The 16,507-nt window shown below is 71.5% G+C and carries 15 protein-coding genes; 3 read left to right on the forward strand and 12 right to left on the reverse strand.

The window, feature by feature from the left end; genetic code table 11:
- Nucleotides 1-19 precede the first annotated feature (19 nt).
- The 3 genes from AC0NH5_RS09540 to AC0NH5_RS09550 form a co-directional block, all read right to left on the reverse strand.
- Nucleotides 20-853 (reverse strand): carbohydrate ABC transporter permease, encoded by an 834-nt coding sequence (locus AC0NH5_RS09540; protein WP_474402043.1) that lies wholly within the window; start codon nucleotides 851-853, stop codon nucleotides 20-22.
- A gap of 3 nt (nucleotides 854-856) precedes the next feature.
- Nucleotides 857-1,741: a carbohydrate ABC transporter permease gene (locus AC0NH5_RS09545; RefSeq protein WP_474402045.1), complete on the reverse strand. Its 885-nt coding sequence runs from the start codon at nucleotides 1,739-1,741 to the stop codon at nucleotides 857-859.
- A gap of 61 nt (nucleotides 1,742-1,802) precedes the next feature.
- The gene (locus tag AC0NH5_RS09550; protein WP_474402047.1) at nucleotides 1,803-3,116 is read right to left on the reverse strand and encodes an ABC transporter substrate-binding protein; all 1,314 of its coding nucleotides are present in this window, start codon (nucleotides 3,114-3,116) and stop codon (nucleotides 1,803-1,805) included.
- A gap of 262 nt (nucleotides 3,117-3,378) precedes the next feature.
- Here AC0NH5_RS09550 and AC0NH5_RS09555 point away from each other — a divergent pair, with 262 nt between their 5' ends.
- Nucleotides 3,379-4,398 carry a LacI family DNA-binding transcriptional regulator gene (locus tag AC0NH5_RS09555; RefSeq protein WP_474402049.1) on the forward strand — a complete coding sequence of 340 codons (1,020 nt, stop codon included), beginning with the start codon at nucleotides 3,379-3,381 and terminating at the stop codon, nucleotides 4,396-4,398.
- A gap of 10 nt (nucleotides 4,399-4,408) precedes the next feature.
- On the opposite strand, the gene AC0NH5_RS09560 is transcribed toward AC0NH5_RS09555, so the two are convergent.
- The 7 genes from AC0NH5_RS09560 to AC0NH5_RS09590 form a co-directional block, all read right to left on the reverse strand.
- Nucleotides 4,409-6,310: an adenylyl cyclase gene (locus tag AC0NH5_RS09560; RefSeq protein WP_474402051.1), complete on the reverse strand. Its 1,902-nt coding sequence runs from the start codon at nucleotides 6,308-6,310 to the stop codon at nucleotides 4,409-4,411.
- 120 nt (nucleotides 6,311-6,430) lie between these two features.
- A complete protein-coding gene (locus AC0NH5_RS09565) occupies nucleotides 6,431-7,330 on the reverse strand; it encodes a LysR family transcriptional regulator (RefSeq protein WP_474402053.1) in 900 nt (299 codons plus the stop codon).
- Between the two features lie 106 nt (nucleotides 7,331-7,436).
- The gene (locus tag AC0NH5_RS09570) at nucleotides 7,437-8,621 is read right to left on the reverse strand and encodes a cytochrome P450 (RefSeq protein ID WP_474402055.1); all 1,185 of its coding nucleotides are present in this window, start codon (nucleotides 8,619-8,621) and stop codon (nucleotides 7,437-7,439) included.
- 9 nt (nucleotides 8,622-8,630) lie between these two features.
- Complete coding sequence (locus AC0NH5_RS09575) at nucleotides 8,631-9,572, reverse strand: PDR/VanB family oxidoreductase (protein WP_474402057.1); 942 nt, start codon at nucleotides 9,570-9,572, stop codon at nucleotides 8,631-8,633.
- A gap of 85 nt (nucleotides 9,573-9,657) precedes the next feature.
- On the reverse strand, nucleotides 9,658-10,407 hold the full coding sequence (locus tag AC0NH5_RS09580) for an IclR family transcriptional regulator (protein WP_474402059.1): 750 nt from the start codon (nucleotides 10,405-10,407) through the stop codon (nucleotides 9,658-9,660).
- A gap of 84 nt (nucleotides 10,408-10,491) precedes the next feature.
- Nucleotides 10,492-11,547, reverse strand: coding sequence for a hypothetical protein (locus AC0NH5_RS09585; RefSeq protein WP_474402061.1), 1,056 nt, complete (start codon nucleotides 11,545-11,547; stop codon nucleotides 10,492-10,494).
- Nucleotides 11,540-11,881 (reverse strand): PadR family transcriptional regulator, encoded by a 342-nt coding sequence (locus AC0NH5_RS09590; RefSeq protein WP_474402063.1) that lies wholly within the window; start codon nucleotides 11,879-11,881, stop codon nucleotides 11,540-11,542. The genes AC0NH5_RS09585 and AC0NH5_RS09590 overlap by 8 nt, the downstream gene beginning before the upstream one ends.
- Before the next feature lie 110 nt (nucleotides 11,882-11,991).
- Here AC0NH5_RS09590 and AC0NH5_RS09595 point away from each other — a divergent pair, with 110 nt between their 5' ends.
- Complete coding sequence (locus tag AC0NH5_RS09595) at nucleotides 11,992-12,783, forward strand: SAM-dependent methyltransferase (protein ID WP_474402065.1); 792 nt, start codon at nucleotides 11,992-11,994, stop codon at nucleotides 12,781-12,783.
- Nucleotides 12,784-12,867: 84 nt separating this feature from the next.
- Complete coding sequence (locus tag AC0NH5_RS09600; RefSeq protein ID WP_474402067.1) at nucleotides 12,868-13,290, forward strand: hypothetical protein; 423 nt, start codon at nucleotides 12,868-12,870, stop codon at nucleotides 13,288-13,290.
- A 276-nt stretch (nucleotides 13,291-13,566) separates the two neighbouring features.
- On the opposite strand, the gene AC0NH5_RS09605 is transcribed toward AC0NH5_RS09600, so the two are convergent.
- Together AC0NH5_RS09605 and AC0NH5_RS09610 are read right to left on the reverse strand one after the other, a co-directional pair.
- Nucleotides 13,567-15,546 (reverse strand): APC family permease, encoded by a 1,980-nt coding sequence (locus tag AC0NH5_RS09605; RefSeq protein WP_474402069.1) that lies wholly within the window; start codon nucleotides 15,544-15,546, stop codon nucleotides 13,567-13,569.
- A gap of 169 nt (nucleotides 15,547-15,715) precedes the next feature.
- Nucleotides 15,716-16,495, reverse strand: a complete 780-nt coding sequence (locus AC0NH5_RS09610; RefSeq protein WP_474402071.1) for a hypothetical protein — start codon at nucleotides 16,493-16,495, stop codon at nucleotides 15,716-15,718.
- Nucleotides 16,496-16,507: the final 12 nt, after the last annotated feature.

The following is a 16,507-nucleotide window of genomic DNA, read 5'->3' on the forward strand; positions in this document are numbered from 1 at the left end:
GTTCGTCGCGGACAACGATTCAGCCCTTCACCGCGCCGGCGGCCAGGCCGCGCATGACTCGCTGGTTGAGGAAGATGTAGATGGCCAGGATCAGCAGCACGTTGATGCAGATCGCCGCGAACGTCGGGCCGTACTCCACAACGCCGAACTGGCCGGTGAAGTTGAGCAGGCCGACCTGGACGGTGCGCTGCGCGTCGTCGGTGGTGAAGGTCAGCGCGATCAGCAGGTCGTTCCAGAGGAAGAAGAACTGCACCAGCGCGATGGTGAGGATCGAGTTGCGCATCATCGGGAAGCCGATGGAGACGAACGAGCGGAGGATGCTCGCGCCGTCCATGGTCGCGGCCTCGAACACCGACTTGGGGATGGCCCGGAAGTACGTGGCCATCATGAACACGGTCAGCGGCAGGCCGGTGGCGGTGTACGTGATGATCAGCGGCCACAAAGTGCCGGTCAGGTGCAGCTGGAAGTACACGCTGAACAGCGGCAGCAGGATCATCTGGCCGGGGATCATGATGCCGACCAGGAACAGCAGCAGCGTGGTCTGCCGGCCCCGCCAGACGAGCACCTCCAGGGCGAACCCGGCGGCGGTGCCGAACACGATGATCAGCGCGAGCGCGGGCAGCACGGTCAGCAGCGAGTTCTGCAGGTACGTGGCGACCGACGACCACGCCTGGGTGTAGTTGGCGAAGTTGGTGAAACTGTCCGGCAACGCGGTGGTCGATCCGTTGAGGAACTCCTCCTGGGTCTTGAACGAGCCCAGGAACAGCCAGATCAGCGGGTACACCACGACGAGGAGCAGCAGCGCCACGCAGGCGTGACCGGGCAGCCGCCGGAGGGTGCGGGTGAGTTTCATGGTCTATCCCTGCGCCAGGTCGCGGCGGGTCGCGCGGAAGATGAACACGGTGACGAGCAGGCACAGGACGGTGAGCGTGAGCGCGATCGTCGAGCCGTACCCGTAGTCGCCGTAGGCGAACGAGGTCTGGAACATGTACAGCGTCAGCGGGGTGGTGGCGCTGCCCGGCCCGCCCCCGGTGAGGGCATAGATCGAGTCGAACGCCTTGAGCGTGCCGTTGATGCTGAACACGAGCGAGGACACCAGCACGGGCAGCGACAGCGGGACGATGATGCTGCGGATCAGCCGCCAGGTGCCCGCGCCGTCCATGGCGGCGGCCTCCATCATCTCGTCCGGGATGTCGAGCAGCCCGGCGTACAGCAGCACCGCGTAGAAGCCCATCGAGCGCCAGATGTCCATCAACGCGACCACGAGGAAGGCGTTGCCGCCGGTGGCGAACCAGTCGACGCCGGTGCCGCCGAACGCCTCGATCACCGCGTTGACCGGCCCGGTCTGCGGGGCGTATTCGAAGAACTTCTGGAACAGCAGGGCGACGGCGACGGTCGGCAGGATCACCGGGAAGAACACGAGGGTACGCACGATGGAGCCGGCCCGGCGCAGGAAGAACACGTAGAGCAGGGCCAGCAGGTAACCGACGAGCACCTGGCCGACGGTGATGACCACGGCGTACTTGACGGTGAACCAGAGCGCGCCCGGCAGCGCCGGGTCGTCGGGCAGCTTGCCGAAGTTGGCGCCGCCGGCCCAGGTGAAGCCGGTGATGACGCTGCCGGTGAAGAACGTGTAGCCGAGCGACCACAGCATCGGTACCAGCATGATCAGGGAGTAGACCAGCAGGGCCGGCCCGAGGAGGATGGCCACCGATCGCCGGTCGCCCAGGACGCTGTGCATCAGCTCGCCTTTCTGCTCGCGGCGGCCCCGCCCGGTGGCCGGGACCGCCGCGAGATGGTCATCAGCTCAGGTTGGTGCTGACGGTCTGCATGAACTTCTCGCCGGTCAGCCGGCCGGCGGCGAGCTGGCCACCGTTGCCCTGGCTGACCGTGGTGGCCTTGGCGGAGAAGTACGCCTCGAACCAGAGCACGCTGGTCTGCACGTTGCCGATCTCGTCCTGGATCTGCTTGGTCAGCGCGGGCACCTCGACGCTGCCGTCGGTGCCGAAGCCGGTGATCTGGTTGGAGTCGCGCAGCGCGACCGTGCCGTAGTTCGCGACGATGCACTTGACCCAGTCCTGCGTCTTCGGGTCGGAGTCGTAAGCCTTCTTCGAGACCGCGACGGCGGTGCCGACGTTGGCGGGCATCTGGTCGGCAGTGCCGGTGCCGCCGGTGACCGTCGGGAACTTGAGGAAGCCGATGTTGTCGGCGCCGATCTTGTTCTTGGCGGTGTCGTTGAAGTCCGACAGCGCCCACGAGCCCATGTAGATGAAGGCCGCCTTGCCGGTGAGGAAGGTGTTCAGCGCGGTGGCGTAGTCGATCGAGGTGGGCGACTTGCCGAAGTAGCCCGCCTTGCCGAGGGCGGCGACGGCGTCCGCGGCAGCGACGTACTGCGGGTCGGTGAGCTTGGCCTGGCCGTCGGCGACCTTCTTCAGCGCGTCGGGGCCCTGCTGGCGCAGGATGTAGTTGCCCACCCAGCGGGTGACGCCCCAGCCGTCGCCGCCCTTGCCCGCCTGCGAGATCGGCTGGACGCCGGCGCCCTGCAGCTCGGCGAACGCCGCGACCAGGTCGTCCCAGGTGGCCGGCGGTGTGGTGATGCCGTTGTCGGCGAGCAGCTTCTTGTTGTACCAGATGCCCTCGATGTTGAGCTCGGTCGGCAGGACGAGCTGCTTGCCGTCGTAGAGCGCCTTGATCGTCGACGACGCGGCCGGCAGCACACCGGTCGCGATCGGGGCGGTGTCGAGCACCGAGCCGTTGCCGGCGAGCTGCTTGGTCAGCGACGGCGCGTTGGCCGCGATGAACGTCTGCGGCAGGGCGCCCTGGCCGGCGAGCAGCTGGAGCTGCTGGTCGAGGCTGCCCTGCGCCTGCTTCTTGATCTCCAGCGGCTGCGCCGTGTTCTGGGTGGCGCACTCCTTCTGGCTCAGCGTGGTCAGCGTGGCCGGGACGGTGGTGTTCTCGTTGATCGCGAGGAACGTGAAGTTCTTCGCCGAGGCACCGCCCGAGCCGCCGTCGTCGCCTCCCCCGCCGCAGGCCGCGGTGGTGAGGACGAGCGTGAGGGCGCTGAGCGCCGCAGCGATGTGGGCCGGACGACGGGTCCGTCGGGATATGAGTGCCACAGGTCCTCCTTGACGACCGCGGAATGCCTTCATTTTGAAGCGTCTAAAGCTTCGGTGCGCTGCGCCACAACGTCAAGAAGGTCACTCTGATACTCGCCATTGATCGGCTGGATACACCCGCTTCACCTGCGCGGATGACGTTTATAACGATTCAACACAGCAGAAACACGGCGGTGATCAGCCGCTCCGGCAACGGCCCGCCATCGGCCGTCCGGTCACCCCGGCGGCCCGTCGGTTGAAGCGTCTGACATACCCTCGGCCCATGGCGCGAATCGAGGACGTCGCCGCACGCGCGAAGGTGTCGGTCGGCACCGTCAGCAACGTGCTCAACCGCCCGCACGCGGTGGCGGCCAAGACCCGTGCCCGGGTCCTCGCCGCCATCGCCGAGCTGGGATACCGGCCCAACGAGGCGGCCCGCTCACTGGCCGCCGGGCGCAGCCGCACCATCGGGCTGGTCGTCCCGGACGTCACCAACCCGTTCTTCGCCGACCTCGCCCGCGGCGCCGAGCAGGTCGCCGACCAGCGCGACGTCGTCGTGATGCTCTACAACAGCGGCGAGTCCACCGAACGCGAGCAGCGGTATTTCGGCCGGCTGGAGACCCAGCGGGTGCAGGGCGTCCTGGTCAGCCCGGTGCTCGAGGCGGGGATCGCGGTCGACGACCTGGTCCGGCGCGGCACCCCGGTCACCCTGCTGGACCGGGGCTCGGGGCGGCACGGGCTGTGCTGCGTGTCCGTCGACGACCACACCGGCGGCCGCCTCGCCGCCGGCCACCTCGTCGACCAGGGGCACCGCACCCTGGCGTACGTGGGCGGTCCGCTGTCCGTGCCGCAGGCCGCCGCCCGGCTCGCCGGCGCCCGCGAGGTCGCGCGGGCCGCCGGCGCGACGATCGACGTCCTCGAGACCGGGGCCGTCAACGTGGTGGCGGGCCGGGCCGCCGGAACGGCGATCGCCGACCGCCGCGCCGGTAGCCGGCCGGACGCCGTGTTCTGCGCCAACGACCTGCTCGCTCTCGGCGTGCTGCAGGCGGTCACCCGGCGTGGCCTGCGGGTCCCCACCGACCTGGCGATCGTTGGTTACGACGACATCGAGTACGCGGCCGCGGCCGCCGTACCGCTGACATCGGTACGGCAGCCGCGTGCCGAACTGGGCCGGGTCGCCGCCGAGCTGCTGTTCTCCGAGATCGACGACCCCGGGCAGCACCGGCACCGGCAGGTGGTCTTCCAGCCGGAGCTGGTAATCCGCCGGTCCAGCGGCCACCGCTCAGCACCTCGGCCGGGATAGGAAGCGGGCCTCAGCCGGGGTAGGAAGCCAGCCGGGCGGAGGCCGCGAAACCCGGCACGACCTGGTTGGGCGCGGTCGCGTCGACAGCGGCACCGGCGTCGTTGACGATGTGCCGGATGCCGCCGCCGAATGCGATGACCGCGGTCGTCATCGAGGTGAACCGGACGCTGCTCCGCCGGGGCGCCTCGATGGAGGTCCAGGCGTGCGCCGGCGCACCGGCGAAGGTGGAGTCGAGGAACAGCGTGTAGATCGCCGTGCCGGTGGCCGCATGGGTCGTCACGCCGGGCGAGACCCGGTAGGACGCGTACCCCTGTTTGACGCCGTCCCGCCACGCGGCCTGGTTCGGCGGGTCGTACGGGAACTCGCTCTGGTAGAAGACCGTCCTGCCGCGCTCGCCGTTCCAGACGACCTGGTTCTTCTGGTGGTGCTCGACGAACAGGCCGAGGGCGGTGACGTCCGTGCCGTTGACGACGAGCCCGGTGTCACTGGTGTTGCTCGTCCAGCCCACCCCGCTGCCGTGGTCGGCCCGCCAGAGCCAGGCGTCGTCGAGGATCACCCTGCTCTGGTCGACCCGCACCGCGACCTTGGTGGAGCCGGCCTGCGCGCCGCCGACCCGGACGAACAGGTCGCTGAGCGTGGTCGGGTCGGTGGCGTCACCGAGGTTGACGGCGTTGCCGGTGCCGACCTTGACCAGCACCTCGGCGCCGGGGCCGGCGTCGACGAGCAGCGACGCGACGACGACACCCTTGACGTCGCCGACCTCGATCGCGGCGTGCCCGCCGGTGGGTGCCAGCGTCGCGTAGCCCATGCCCATGACCACCGTGCCGGCCCGGGTCACCCGGATCGGCGCGGTGAGCCGGTAGATGCCGGGCGTGAGGATGAGGTGCTTCCCGGCGGCCAGCGCCGTGTTGATCGTGGCGGCGGTGTCCGTACCGGGCTTGGCGATGTGGAACCGGCTGATCGGGATGCTGGTCCCGGCGGTGCTGCCGGTCGCCCAGTTCACGCCGGAGGCGTTGGTGCGCGCCTTCGGCACGAAGACCGAGTACGCGTCGCCGTTCACCGTGAGGAACGGCGCGGGCCGGGACGCCGGGGTGGCCTGCAGCGTGGTGATGCCGCGGCGGGCGAAGTCGCTCGCCGGCGCGCCCCGCACGCCGGAGAAGACCAGGTTCGCCGAGCCGCCGCTCCAGCTGCCGATCTGGCTGTCGCGCACGTAGTACTGCGCCTGGCCCGGTCCGGCGTCACCGCCGCTGTTGACGTTGCCGCTGATCCGGCTGTCGGCCATCACGGTGCCGAAGAGCGTGGCGCCGTACGCTCCGTTCAGGTCCAGGTCGCCCCGGATGTCGACGCGGCGCAGGGAAGACGCCTGCGAGGTCGCCCACCGCATGGTGTGCGCCGGCGCGACGCCTTCCGGCCGGGCCCGCGCGGCGTCCGCGCCCACCGGCCGCTGGATGGGGTTGATCGAGAGGTTGGCCAGCGACCGGTAGAAGTTGGTCAGCCCGTCGGAGGACCCGTCGGCATTCTGGCGCGGCTCGGAGTGCAGCGCCCCGTTGATCCGGACGCTGGTGGGCGCGGCGCCGAGCCCGGCGATGGCGGTGTAGTAGCCGACCTCGCTGTTGACGATGCCGATGGCGGTCGCCGGATCGTCCTGACCGGCGGCGCTGCCGTAGGTGCCCGGCTTGAAGTACACCGCGTGCCGCGCGGTGCTGAACTCCGGCTCGGCGGAGATGCTCCGCAGGTACGCGTTGATCTGGTCGACAGGCGTACCGGCGTCGAAGATCTTCACGTTCGGGCCGAAGTCGGGGGCGGCCGTGGCCGATGCCGGCGCGGCCGGGACGGCGAACGCGAGAGTGCCGGCGGTACCGAGGGCGGTGAGCGACCTGGCCCACGCCCTCCTGCTGATCGAGCTTGTCACACGGTTTCCTCTCTTCTCGGCGCGGCATGGCGCGCGGTGCGGTCACCGTGCCTCAGTGGGCGAGCACCGGAGAAGACGGAATTGTGTATGCGGTGTATCCGTCGTGTTAATAGAACGTGGTCACTGCTGTACCCGGACGGCGGCCTCGGCGAAGCAGCCGCGCAGCCACTGATGAGCCGGATCGTTCTCGTGCCCCGGGTGCCACCACATCGCTTCGACGATCGGTGCGGTCGGGAACGGGCACGGCACCATCCGGACCCGGCCGGCCGCGGTCATCGCGGCGCCCAGCTGGCGTTGCACGAACGCGACGCGGCCGGTGCCGGCGATCAGCGCAGGCAGGACGGTGTAGCTCTCGACCACCAGCCGCGCGTCGATCTCGACGCCGTGGGTGCGCAGCTCACGGGCGGCGGTGGTGATCGCCGTCCCGTCGTGATAGGTCAGCACCCAGGGCCGCCGGGCGAGGTCCGCGCTGGTCAGCTCCGTGTCGTCGGCGGCGTCGACCAGGCAGGCCCACTCGTCCTGGTACAGGTTGCGATGCGGCAGCCCGGTGACGATGCCGTGCGGCAGCACCAGCAGGTCGACCTCACGCAGCTCGTCGGCGGCCTGGTCGACGTTGCGCCGGGTGGTCGGCTGGACGTGCAGCCGCACCTGCGGAGCCTGCTCGTCGATGAGCGCCGCGACGGTCGCGCCGAGCACGGTGAGGGCGTAATCGGACATGATCACGGTGAAGGTGCGCCGTGAGGTCGCCGGGTCGAACTCCGGCTGGGCGCTGAGGACCCGGTCGGCCGCCGCGACCACCTGGGCGGTGGGCCGGGCCAGGCGCGCCGCCAGCGGCGTGAGTTGATAGCCGTGCCCGGCGCGGACCAGCAGGTCGTCACCGAAGTGCCGGCGCAGCCGGGCCAGGGCGGCGCTCATCGCGGGCTGGCTGATCTGCAGCCGCTCGGCGGCCCGGGTGACACTGCACTCGGTGAGCAGCGCGTCCAGCGAGGTCAGCAGGTTGAGATCGGCATGGCGCGCCATCGCCGGGTGACTCCTTCCGCGTGCCGCGACGTCACGGCACTGGTTCGGCGGTCGGTGTGTGAAGTTCGGGTCGCCATATGGGCGCAACTTCACACAGTGGGGGTGGTTACGGGCTGCGGTGCAGCCGCATCGGCAGGCTTTCCCAGGCCCGCAGGGTGTTGTTGTGATGCCGCCGCACCGGCCCGGCGAGCTCGATCCGGGCCACCCGGCGAGCCAGAGCGGTGAGCAGCGACGCCGCTTCCAGGCGGGCGATGTGCTGGCCGACGCACTGGTGCAGGCCCATCCCGAACCCGACGTGCCCGGACGGGTCCCGGCCCAGGTCGAAGCGGTCCGGGCCGGTCCAGCGGCGCGGGTCACGGTTGGCGGCGCCCAGGAACATCAGGATCTTGGCGCCGTCCGGGATCACCGCTCCCCCGATCGGTACGTCGGTGGTGGCGGTCCGGAAGAACGTCTGCACCGGGGACTCCCAGCGCACCGCCTCGTCGAACGCCACTCTGGCCAGCGACGGCTCCGCGCGGAGCCGTTGCCACTGCGCCGGGTTGCTCGCGAAGGCGTAGAGCACCGCGGACAGCCCGTGCACAGTGGTGTCCACGCCGGCCGACAGCAGCGAACGCACCACCAGCGGCGCCTGCTCGGGCGTGAGTTCACCGCGGTCGGCGGCCGCCCAGACGGCCGCACCGAAGCCGTCCGGGGCCAGCACGTCGCGGGTGCACTGAGCGTTCACCCAGGCCGACAGCCCGGCGATCCGCGGGGCGCCCGCGGCGACGAGATCGTTGGGCGGGCCGAACGCGTTGAACAGGTGGTCGCCGTAGGGCAGCAGGTTCTCCCGGCCGGCTGCCGGGATGCCCACGGCGTCCGGGAAGACGCGCAGCGGGAAGGCCTCGGCGAGCGCCGGGACCGCGTCGATCTCCGGATCGGCGAGCAGCTGATCCACCAGGTCCTCGGCGTCGGACGCCCACCGGTCCCGGAGCCGGTGCAGCGCCCGCGGGCCGACGATCTTCGCCAGGACCCGGCGTGGCGCGTCATGGTGCGGCGGGTCGGCCTCCAGGAGCAGACTCGGCGGGCGCCACGGCTTCTCGTACCGGAAGTTGCTGAGCCCGACCCCGGCGGCGGACTGGAGGCGCTGCCAGTCGGTGAGCGCGGCGTGCACGTGCTCGTAGCGGGCCAGCGCGTAGGTGTCGTACCGGGCGAGACGGACGACCGGGCCCGCCTCGCGCAGCTTCTCGTGCAGGGGACCCGGGTCTTCCAGGTTCTCGTGGTCGAACGGGTCGGCGTCACTGACCGGCAGCATGGTCATCTCCTAGAGGTCGAGGACGAGACGGTCGCTGCGCGAGCGGGAAACGCAGACGAACATGCAGGTGCCGGCTGCGCGTTCGGCGTCGTCGAGGACGCTGTCGCGGTGGTCCGGCTCACCGGCGAGCACGGTCGCCTCGCAGGTGCCGCACACGCCTTGGCGGCAGGAGGAGAGCACGTCGGCGCCGGCCGCGGTGAGCACGTCGAGCACCGAGACGGCCGGTGACACGGTCAGCACCGTTCCGGAGCGGGCCAGCTGGACCTCGAACGGTGTGCCGCGAACCGCGGCGCCATGATCGGTGGCCACGAAGGATTCGGTGCGCAGCGTGTACGGCGGCAGCCCGGCGCACGCCCGCTCGACCGCGGCCAGCAGCGGAGCCGGCCCGCAGCAGTAGACCCGGGTCCCCGGCGAGCAGCCGGCGACAAAAGCCGGCAGGTCGAGCAGCCCGAACCGGTCCTGCGGACGGATCTCGACCCGGTCGCCGTAGCCGGCCAGCTCGGCACGGAACGCGATGCTCGTACCGCTGCGGCCGCCGTAGAGCAGGCGCCAGTCGGCGCCGAGCAGATCCGCCTGCCGGATCATCGGCAGCAGCGGAGTGATGCCGATGCCGCCCGCGACGAACAGATAGCGCTCCGCCGGTACCAGCGGGAAGTTGTTGCGCGGTCCGCCCAGGCCGACCTCCTGGCCGAGATCAACGACATCATGGATGTACGCGGACCCGCCGCGCCCGTCCGGTTCCCGCAGCACCGCGATCCGGTACGAATACGGGTCCCACCGGTCACCGCAGAGCGAGTACTGACGCACCAGCCCGCCCGGCAGCACCAGATCGAGGTGCGCGCCGGGCGTCCAGTCCGGGAGCCGCGCGCCGGCCGGATCGGCCAGGGTCAGCGCCACCACGCCGTCGGCGATCAGTTCCTTGCCGATGACTCGCAGTCGTGTTTCCGCCACGTGAGCCTCCTGTGACACGAGGCCGCCAGATTGCGACCCCGGTCACTGCCGAGACAGCGGGCTTCTCACTCAGCGAGAGACGAATTCACCCGATCCCCCGGGCGATGCCCCGAGCGGCGGCCTGCAACGCGGGCACCAGCAGCGGCGCCCGGCCGTCGTTCGGCACGATCACCGACAGCCCGGCCACCACCGGGCCCGCCGGGCCCGCGCGCACCGGCACAGCGACCCCGGTGGCGTCGGCGTGGATGTGCCCGTCGGCGACGACGTACCCCTGCCGGCGGATCCCGTCGAGCACGCCGCGAAGCCGGGCGGCGGTCGTGATCGTCGCCGGGGTGAACCCGCCGAGCGGGCCGGCGAGCAGCTCTTCCTGCACGTCACGTGCCCACGCCAGCAGCACCAGACCGGCGGAGGACGCGTGCAACGGCAGCCGCCCGGCGATGCGGGTCACGTTGATCACCGCGTCCCGGGCGGAGAGCCGCTCGACGAACAACACCTCGCCGCCGTCGAGCACGCCGAGCTGCACGTGATGCCCGATGACCGCGTGCAGATCCTCCAGGAACGGCATGGCCGCCTCCCGCAGCCCCAGCGTCGGCGAGGCACGCTGGGCCAGCTCCCACAGCCGCATCCCGATCCGCACCCCGCCGCCGGTAGTGCGGGCCAGCAGACCTTGCTCGACGAGGGCGGCGATCAGCCGGGAAGCGGTGGCGACGTGCAGCCGGGCCCGCCGGCCGATCTCCGAGACCGACAGCTCCGGCTCCTGCGGGGTGAAGGCCTGCAGGATCCGGGTGGCCCGGGCGAGCACCGGCTCGCCCCGGGGCCGGTCGTCACTGTGCACAGCGCCATGGTGACACCCGGCGGGGCGCCCTCCGGACGCGATGGCGTGGACCGGTCGTTTCGTCGTACCCCCGCCTTGGTGCTCTCAGCTCCCGGCGGCCTCGTCGGCCGCCGCCGCGTTCCCGGGCCGGAGGCGGGCCGCCCGGGCGATCAGGCCGGCGATGCCGAGAAGCCCCACCGCGACGACGCCGGCAGCCAGCGGGTTGGCGATCTGGTTGGCCAGCGGGTACATCAGGTCCGCGCCGAACCGCACCTGCGCGGTGTCCGGATCCGGGACCATGCTCAGCACGTTGTCCAGCGTGTTGACCGCGCAGGCCACGACCACCGGCAACGCGGGCAGCAGGAGCAGGCGCCGGGCCGGCAGCGAGATCCGGACGGCGCGATGGGCCAGCCGGGTCATCGCCTGCCACGCCACGAGCAGCCCCACGGCGAACCCGGCGATCGCGCCCGCGAGCACCCCGCCCGGCTCGACCGGATAAGCGCCGGCCACCACGGTGGACTCCCCATCATTTCCGGACATCCGCAGCAGCGTCCCGTCGCGGTGTGCCCAGAACACGCCGCCCGGGCTGTTCGCCCCCGCCGGGCGCAGATCACCGGCCGCCCAGCCCGCCGCGATCAACCGCTGCCGCGCCTCGGCCAGCACGTCCGGGACCCGCTGCACCCCCTCGTAGTACCGGCTCGAACCCGTCGGCGCCGGCCGCGGGCCGGCCCACCCCTCGTCGCCGTAGTCCTGGAACTCGCCGGAGGTCCGATAGCTGTAGGCCATGCCGAGCAGGCCGTCGCCCGGACTGCCCGCGGTGGACGACGCCGGGCGGCCGAGGAGCGCGTAGCTGAGGGCCGCAGCGTCCGGCTCGGCGAGGCCGGCGGTCCCCCAGACGGCCAGAGCGCCGGCCCCGCTGAGCACCACGGCCGCCCAGATCGCCACGAAGAAGGCCGCGATCCCGCCCAGCCGGGTGGGCGGCACGAACCTGTACCGCAGACCGGTCAGCACCATCGAGACCGCCTCACCCCGCGACGGCCGGATTTGGCCCGGCGCTGCCGCGTCCAGCAGCGTGGTGAGCATCTCCAGCCCACGTTCGCGCCGGTAGAAGGCCGGGTAGGCGTAGAGCAGGCGGCGGTAGGAGCGCTCCAGCTCAGACATGCTGAACTCCCCCGTTGAAGCCGAACGCCTCGCGCAGCCGGGAGGTGGCCACCCGGGCGTTCGACTGGAGGCGCTCCACCGCGGTCTCGAGCGCCGCGCGGCCGTCGTCCGACAGCACGTAGTACCGGCGCAGCCGGCCGCCCACAGCCTCCTCCCGGTCAACGATGATCAGGCCCTCCCGGGTGAGCCGGTCGAGCGCGGCGTACAACGTCCCGGCCTTCAACTCGACCCGGCCGCCCGACAACTGCTCGACGGCCTGCATGATCCCGTAACCATGCAGAGGGGTGCGCACCAGCGCGGTCAGGATGAAGAACGTCGGTTCCTGCATCGTCATGGCCAGCAATATAGACCATCGCTATATGCAGTCCGTCTGTATATCCGAGGGCGACAGTGGACGGTGGTATCGTCCCGGCCACCGAGGCGCCCGCGACGGAAGGCGGATCAATGAGCGGTTCCGACCCCGACCTGCAGGCCCGCTTGCGTGCCGACCAGCCGCACAGCGCCCGGATCTGGAACTACTGGCTCGGCGGCAAGGACAACTTCGCCGCCGACCGGGCCGTCGGTGACCAGGTCAAACAGGTCTATCCCGAGGTGGTGCAGGTGGCCCGCGCCTCCCGCGCCTTCCTCGGCCGGGTCGTGCGGTTCCTCGCCGGTGAGGCCGGCATCCGGCAGTTCCTCGACGTCGGCACCGGCCTGCCCAGCGCCGGGAACACCCACGAGATCGCCCAGGACCTCGCCGCCGACGCCAAAGTGGTCTACGTCGACAACGACCCGCTGGTGCTCGTCCACGCCCGCGCGCTGCTCGTCGGCCCGGGCGTCACCGATTACGTCGACGCCGACGTGCACGACCCCGGGCGCATCCTCGACGCCGCGGCGAAGACCCTCGATCTCACGCAGCCGGTCGCCCTCATGATGCTCGGCATCCTGGGCAACGTCGCCGACACCGACGACCCCGGCCCCGCCGAGATCGTCACGCGGTTCCTCGCCGCGGTGCCGTCCGGCAGCTACCTGGTCGTCAACGACAGCGTCGTGACCCCCGAGACCGCCGAGGCCGTCCGCACCGCCCGCACCAGCGGCGCCGACTACCACCTGCGCACGGTCGAGCAGATCAACGGCTTCTTCACCGGCCTGGAACTGGTCGAACCAGGTGTGGTGCCGACGCCGCTCTGGCGACCCGACCCCGGCGTCACCCCCGAGCGGCTCAACGTGTACTGCGGGGTCGCCCGCAAACCGTGAGGCCGCCGTCGCGCCGCTCGTCGTCTGCTCTGACCGTCCACGGCCCGGCACAGGCCGTGGACCGAACCGCCTACGCTGCCAAGCATGAGGCCCGCCGCGCACCCGTCCCGGTACCGCGCCGGCCCGTGGCAGGCGGCCGGTTTCGTCGTGGTCGCGGGCCTCGCGGCGCTGTGCTGGTTCGCGTGGCTGGGCTGGGACCAGGAATACCAGATCGACCCGGTCACCGGGGTGGCCAGTGGGCCGTACGAGGCGTGGCAGGTGATCGGCTGCGCGCTGTCGCTGCTGGTCCTGCTGCTCGGCGCCCTGCTCCTCCGGCTGTGGCCGGTGTCGGCGTCGGCCGCGCTCGTACTGGGTTTCACGACGGCCTGGACCGTGGACGCCGCGAGTACGGACGCTACCGGCTTGTACGGGGTGGGGACGGTTCTGCTCCTCGCCGGCTTGTCCATGGCCACAGCGGTGGTGTCCGTCGTGTTCGTGCTGCTCCGCAACAAGTCTCGGTCGAGCTAGCCGCTTCCGCCGGCTGTCGATGACGTCCGGGCCGGCCCCACGCCCGTGCCCGGCCTCGCACCCGGCCTCCTGCCCGGCCTGTTGCCCGGCCTCGCGCCGGCGGGCCGGCCGGCCGCCGCCACCGTGCGGACCGGCAGCACCCTCGGCCCCGGCCTGCGGAACGTCGAACATCTCACCCTCGGCGACCGTCTCAGCCACGTCGACGAGAACACTCGCCCCCGCCAGGTGCACCCACCGGACGCAGCCGACCGGCGCCCCTCGCAGGGCCCCGCACGGTCAGCCGACGTGGATGCCGGGGCGGCGGTCGGGATCCGGCTCGTGTTTGCGGAGGATCTCCCGGACGACCGGGGCGGTGTCACCGCGGCCCAGCAGGAAGTACCGGAACATGTGCACCAACGGGCTGCCCTCCGCCCAGGCGAAGTAGCAGTGCGGTCGTACCCCCGTCGTCTCGGTGAGCGCGAGCAGCACCGCCGCGATGGCGTTGGGCCCGGCCGGGGCGTCGGCACGCAGCACCCGGAATCCGCCGACCTCGACACCACGCACGTGCAGCGTCTCGCTGAACTCCGACGGATCTATCACGTCGATCTCGAGGAACAGCACGTCGGCGGCGCCGGGCACGGGGTTGTGCCGGCGCTGTTCGCGTTCCTTGTCGGCGTACTCGGCGGCGTCACCGGCCTGACGGCGGTTGGCGATGATGTTCAGCGCCCCGTCGAAGGCCAGCGACGCGGTGATGAAGCGGCGGGCGGCCGGGTCGAACTCGATCCGGTCGGCGCGCAGCTCGGTGGTGCGCGACACCCGGGAGACGAGCGACACGACGATGATGCCGGCGATGAACATCCCGGAGATGGCGATCCCGTCCGGCTTGTCGATCACGTTCTTGACCAGGGCGTACAGCAGAACCATCGTCAGCGCGGCGAAGCCGGTGGCGGCCGGGCGCTTCCCGCGGCGCAGGACCGTGACGGTGACGGCGAAGGCGCCGGAGACCATCATCGCCAGGATGCCGGTGGCGTAGGCCCCGGCCTGGGCGTTGACGTCGGCGCCGAAGGCGACCGTGATGAGCACGCACAGCACGGTGTAGACGAGCACCACCGGGCGGACCGCGCGGCCCCACTCCGGGGCCATGCCGTAACCGGGCAGGTAGCGGGGAACGATGTTGACCAGCCCGGCCATCGCCGACGCCCCGGCGAACCACAGGATGAGGATCGTGCTGATGTCGTAGACGGTGCCGAACGCCTCGCCGAGCTGTTCGTGGGCGAGCCAGGCCAGGGCCCGGCCGTTGGCCTCACCGCCGGGCTGGAACGCGTCGGCGGGGATGAGCACCGTCGTGACGAAGCTGGCGGCCAGCAGGTACCCGCTCATGATGAGCGCCGCGGCGGTGAGCAGTTTGCGGGTGTTGTGGATCCGGGACGCCCGCCGCTGCCGCTCGCCGGCGCCGTCCGCCGCGACCAGCGGCATCATGCTGACGCCGGTCTCGAACCCGGACAGCCCCAGCACCAGCAGCGGGAAGGCCAGCAGCGCCGGCCCGACGAGGCCGCCGGCGCCCTGACCCTCCGCGGTGAGCGCGTCGGTCCACGCCGAGAACGCGCCCGGCGTGGTGGCCACGTCGACCAGCCCGACGACGATGATCGTCGCGTTGAGGACGAGGAACACCGCGACGAGCGGGATGGCCACGATCACCGCCTCGCTGAAGCCGAGCAGGAACACCCCGCCCAGCAACAGCAGCAGGACCACGGTGATCGCCACCTCGTGCCCGTGCAGCACGCTGGGGAAGAAGGGGTTCTCCACGATGTGCACCGACGCGTCCGCCGCCGACAGGGTGATCGTGATGATCCATGAGGTGGCGACGAAGCCGAGCAGCACCAGGACGAACAGCTTGCCCTTCCAGAACGGCAGCAGCTTCTCCAGCATCGCCACCGAACCGGCTCCGTGCGGGCTCTCCTCGGCGACCTTCCGGTACATCGGCAGCATCCCCAGCAGCGTCAGCGCCACGATCAGCAGCGTCGCGAGCGGTGCGACCGCCCCGGCCGCGAGCGCGGCGATCGCCGGCACGTAGGCCAGGCTGGAGAAGTAGTCCACCCCGGTCAGGCACATCACCTTCCACCAGGCGTGCGGTTTCGCGTGCCCGGCGCCGGCGGCCGGACCGGTCGGCTGCACCTGGTGCCGCAGCAGCCACTGCGACAGCCGGCCCTCGGCCGGTGGCCGGCGCGCGGGGCTGTCGACCACTGCCGGCACTGCGAACTCGTCGGTGACGCTCATCTGCTCTCTTCCTCACGCACCGGAGAGCACGATGACAGCGCTCCCCGTGGCCGCGAGTCTAGGTTCGCGCCGACCGTCCATAACGGTTGAAAACGGGCCGCCGGGGAGACGTTGACGTTTTATTAACGCGACCGCGACCCTGGTAGGGGCAGCGCCGGGCCCGCTCCGTTCAGCAGCCGGTGGTGTGCTGGACGGTGACGGCGGCACCGTCGTCGGCCGCGGCGACGACGACCGAGACCGGGCCGTCGCGGTAGGAGACGCGGTTGGCGTCGCCGCCGTCGAACCGGCGGGCGCCGGCCGGGACGACAGCGCCCAGCCGGGCAGCGAGCCCCTCGGTCGCCACCGGCTCGCTCACCGCGGCAACGGTGACGATGTCGCCGGTGCGGCAGCGCACGCGCTGCTCGGTGATCCGGGCCGGCCGGGTCCCGAGCCGCTGCAGGATCCCGGTCACGGCGGTGCTGCCGGCGGAGTCCGCGGCGGTCACCGGCCGGGTACCGGCGCCGAGGCTGCACCGGCTACGGACGCTGACGGTCAGCCAGCCGGGGCTGATCCGCCGCACCGCGACCGTCAAGCTGCCGGTGCCGGCCTGCAGCGGCCGGACCCCGGCGACAGCGGTCCCCCGGACGGCCGCGTAAGCCGGCGGCAGACGCTGCTCGATCCCCGTGATCAGCGCCTCCTCACCACCCGGGTCGGTGTAGAGGTCGGCCTTGGCGGTGAAGACGCCGCCCTGCCGGAGGAAACCGAGTTCGCACTGCGCCGACCGGACCACCGGGCTGACCGTGACGGCGGCATCGGCGCCGGCCGCGACGACCGCGTCGGCCACGGCCGAGTTCATCGCCGGCACCACGTCGTCGACCCGTGGCTGCCGTCCGGTGTCCCGGCGCCACCACAGCGCCGCGGCGCCCGCCAGGACAGCGAGGACGGCAACGACCAGGACGATCTTTCTCATCGGGCGCTTCAC

The organism is Actinoplanes sp. 13 (assembly GCF_056134165.1).

What these genes read in the sequence shown, in the direction of transcription:
- AC0NH5_RS09590 (WP_474402063.1), bottom strand. Translation starts at nt 11,881, where the DNA reads ATGACGATGCAGGAACCGACGTTCTTCATCCTGACCGCGCTGGTGCGC.
- AC0NH5_RS09545 (WP_474402045.1), bottom strand. Translation starts at nt 1,741, where the DNA reads ATGCACAGCGTCCTGGGCGACCGGCGATCGGTGGCCATCCTCCTCGGG.
- AC0NH5_RS09585 (WP_474402061.1), bottom strand. Translation starts at nt 11,547, where the DNA reads ATGTCTGAGCTGGAGCGCTCCTACCGCCGCCTGCTCTACGCCTACCCG.
- AC0NH5_RS09565 (WP_474402053.1), bottom strand. Translation starts at nt 7,330, where the DNA reads ATGGCGCGCCATGCCGATCTCAACCTGCTGACCTCGCTGGACGCGCTG.
- AC0NH5_RS09600 (WP_474402067.1), top strand. Translation starts at nt 12,868, where the DNA reads ATGAGGCCCGCCGCGCACCCGTCCCGGTACCGCGCCGGCCCGTGGCAG.
- AC0NH5_RS09610 (WP_474402071.1), bottom strand. Translation starts at nt 16,495, where the DNA reads ATGAGAAAGATCGTCCTGGTCGTTGCCGTCCTCGCTGTCCTGGCGGGC.
- AC0NH5_RS09605 (WP_474402069.1), bottom strand. Translation starts at nt 15,546, where the DNA reads ATGAGCGTCACCGACGAGTTCGCAGTGCCGGCAGTGGTCGACAGCCCC.
- AC0NH5_RS09540 (WP_474402043.1), bottom strand. Translation starts at nt 853, where the DNA reads ATGAAACTCACCCGCACCCTCCGGCGGCTGCCCGGTCACGCCTGCGTG.
- AC0NH5_RS09555 (WP_474402049.1), top strand. Translation starts at nt 3,379, where the DNA reads ATGGCGCGAATCGAGGACGTCGCCGCACGCGCGAAGGTGTCGGTCGGC.
- AC0NH5_RS09595 (WP_474402065.1), top strand. Translation starts at nt 11,992, where the DNA reads ATGAGCGGTTCCGACCCCGACCTGCAGGCCCGCTTGCGTGCCGACCAG.
- AC0NH5_RS09570 (WP_474402055.1), bottom strand. Translation starts at nt 8,621, where the DNA reads ATGCTGCCGGTCAGTGACGCCGACCCGTTCGACCACGAGAACCTGGAA.